The following is a 741-nucleotide window of genomic DNA, read 5'->3' as shown; positions in this document are numbered from 1 at the left end:
AAGAGAGGATTTTTGATAATCTTCACCTTAAAGGAGTGCTAAATATGGCAAAAGGCCAACGTCTTAAACCCGAGCAAATCGTCACCTTATTGCGTCAAATCGATGTCCTGACAACGAACGGCAAAACCCTAGCCCAGGCCTGTAAAGAAGTGGGAACGGTAGAGCAAAGCTACTATCGTTGGCGCAAGATTTATGGCGGCATGAAGGTCGATCAAGCTCGTAAGTACAAAGATCTAGAACTGGAAAATACCCGGCTTAAGAAGCTCGTAGCGGACTTATCGCTACGAGAAGTCATGCTTAAGGAAGTCATTAAGGGAAACTTCTAAGCCCTACTAGGCGTAAAAATGCAGCGCAGCTGCTCATGGACCAGCATTCTATCTCTGAGCGGACTGCCTGCAGTTTAGTGGGGCTATCGAGAGCCGCTTATCGCTATATGCCATTGCCTAGAGATGACGAAGAGCCCCTGCGAGCTGAAGTCATCCGCATGGCGAGCACCTATGGCCGGTATGGCTATAGATTTATTGCGGGCATGATGCGTAACGCTGGTTGGGGGCAAGCGACTACTGCAAAGGTCGCTCGCATCTGGCGGCAAGAAGGCCTAAAGATCCCACAAAAGCAACCTCCTAGAGGCAGACTCTGGCTCTCCGATGGCAGCTGTATGAGATTGCGAGCTACTCATACCAATCATGTTTGGAGTTATGACTTTGTCTTTATCAGGGACGCTTATGGTGGCAAGATCCG

Annotated in this window: 2 protein-coding genes; both read left to right on the top strand. The window is 49.3% G+C overall.

Annotation, left to right across the window (positions count from 1 at the left end; all coding sequences use genetic code 11):
* The coding region (locus ICN19_RS10115) for a transposase (RefSeq protein ID WP_216247637.1) at window positions 1–326 on the top strand (326 nt) is incomplete at its 5' end.
* 35 nt (window positions 327–361) lie between these two features.
* Window positions 362–741 (top strand): IS3 family transposase (locus ICN19_RS10110; RefSeq protein ID WP_216247636.1); only part of this gene is annotated, 380 nt, incomplete at its 3' end.

The sequence above is a fragment of the Polynucleobacter sp. AP-Capit-er-40B-B4 genome (assembly GCF_018882245.1).
Classification (GTDB): Bacteria; Pseudomonadota; Gammaproteobacteria; order Burkholderiales; family Burkholderiaceae; genus Polynucleobacter.
Note: the sequence above shows the minus strand (reverse complement) of the source record. Positions and strands in the feature narration are given on the sequence as shown.